Annotated in this window: 1 protein-coding gene; it reads left to right on the plus strand. The window is 30.3% G+C overall.

Going from position 1 to position 2255, the window contains the following annotated elements; genetic code table 11:
- Positions 1-409 precede the first annotated feature (409 nt).
- On the plus strand, positions 410-2255 hold a 1846-nt coding region (locus C6990_RS10900), incomplete at its 3' end, for a LamG domain-containing protein (protein WP_220463363.1).

Below are 2255 nucleotides of genomic sequence, written 5' to 3' on the forward strand. Positions count from 1 at the left end.
TACAACTTGACAAACAACATTACACTGTTTACAACTTGACAAACAACATTACACTGTTTACAATTTGACAAACAACATTACAACAACATGATTTAATAATTTATTTTTTTTAAATTTTTTTTAGGATTTTTTAAGAATCTAAAATTAATAGATCATTTTTGTAAAAAACCAAAATTCCACTTTGGGCTCTCTAAAATCAAATTTTTCCATCATGGATCTGTACATTTCTTGAAATTTCCTTGATCTTTATGCTTTGATCCGAGTAAATTTTGTTGGATATGGCACTTGAATTTAGTACATCTGTAAACGTAAGTTTTACAAAAATTCATTTCTCTAGAGTTTTCTCAAATTCATTTCCATATCCTAAAATTTTAGGAGGTGAACAGATCTGAAATCTCTAGCCATATCCATGTTTTTGATTTTAGTTCTGTCAACACTTTCATCTGGAGCTGATTATGCAATTGCACAATCAGCTCCAGAAAATTTTGAATTAGCTACAAAAAATACTGAATTAAAATCAAAAAGCTTTACAGTTGGTTTAACAGAAAAAATTGGATTCACTGAAACAAAAAAACAATTTAATCAATCGAAAAACCATTCAGTTTCATTACAAGAAAAAATTTCTGCATCTAATAATTCATTGCATGAAGAAATTATTTTGATCAAGTATGATTCTGACAGAAAAATAATGATGGAAAGAATTCTTGATAGACAATCAAAATTGAAAATTAATGAATCAGAACTTTTAGATAATCTTCCTCCATCGACATTAGTTTCACATGAAGAAATTGTAGATGATGTTCAAATATTGATGGATCATTCCCAATTATTTGATAAGTTATATTTTGGAATAAATGATCTGATTCCAAATATTTTTGAATCAGGAAATCTAATTTTAAATTTTAAAAATAACGATCACAATATTTTAATTCAAAATAATATTAAGATACTAAACGATCAAATTTTTGATCCTAATAATCCAATATTATTAATATTATTGATACCTTTTGCAGGTTTTGTCTTAATTCGTTATGATAACGAACAAACTAAATTTTATCAAATTAAACAATTTTTCACTTTTGCTTTTATTGTAATTCTTCTTTCATCAGCTGTAATAACTCCAATGTCAATCTCTTCATCTTATTGGGGATACGCATTTGCAGAAATGGATAATGGTACAGAAATTATTTCACAACTAGAAGATACAGAAATAGTTTCTCAAGAAAATTTTACAAACACTTCTGATATTGATAGTAATTTATTGGGAATAGATTTTTCTGAGCATGTTACTTCACAAACACATTCTTCACAATCAATTAATCAAATGTCCATCTCTGATATTCTCAGCGTAACATTGTCTCAATTCACAGGCAACACAATTCCTGATGAGACTGATTCATCCTCTACTGATTCAAACATGTCCATCTCTGATGTACTGGAAATAATTTTCACGCCTGGATTTACAATTAATGATGCAACACTATCATTACCATTTGATTCCATAGAAAATGGAACTGCATCTGATAATGCACAAATCAATGATGAAAACTCGCTTCTTTTAGATGGCGATCAAGATTTTATCCATCTAAATGAAAATTCTACGAATAATTTACAATCCCTTGTAATTGGAGCCTGGATAAAGCCAGATTACTCTCAAGGTTCTCCAGAATTCACTGTGGTTAGTAAGGAAAAATCATTTTCATTATCAGTTGATAACCAACCATCTAGCCATGCAGCAAAATTCTCTATCTTTGATGGAATAAAATGGTCAGAAATTCAATCCAATTCCCAAATTCCTGAGGAATGGACACATGTTGTAGCCTCATTTAGCAATCAAACTCTTAGTATCTACATTAATGGTCAAATTACAGGCACAAAACAAATTGATGGTATTTTGTCACTCTCCTTTGATGGCCAGCTAGAAACGGTAGATATTGACAGTATTTCATCAGATAGCAGCATTGTAGTTGGTGCCTATATGACTACAAAATCTGGTGTTCTAGTCCCAAACAACATGTTCTCAGGCATGATTGATGATGTCGCTTTGTTTGATTCTGCAATATCGGATACCCAAATTGAGCAATTGTATTCTAGTGGAATTGATTCTCACACTACTCAAACAAAGAGTTTAGATGATATTATTCGTGAAATGGAAATTGAGGCTGGAATATACCTAAATTCTACTAATCAGACTCTACAGGCACAACTATCCATCTCAGACTCAGTTTCTTATATTCACTCCCAGGCACAAAATG

The organism is Nitrosopumilus sp. b3, assembly GCF_014078525.1.
Lineage (GTDB): Archaea > Thermoproteota > Nitrososphaeria > Nitrososphaerales > Nitrosopumilaceae > Nitrosopumilus.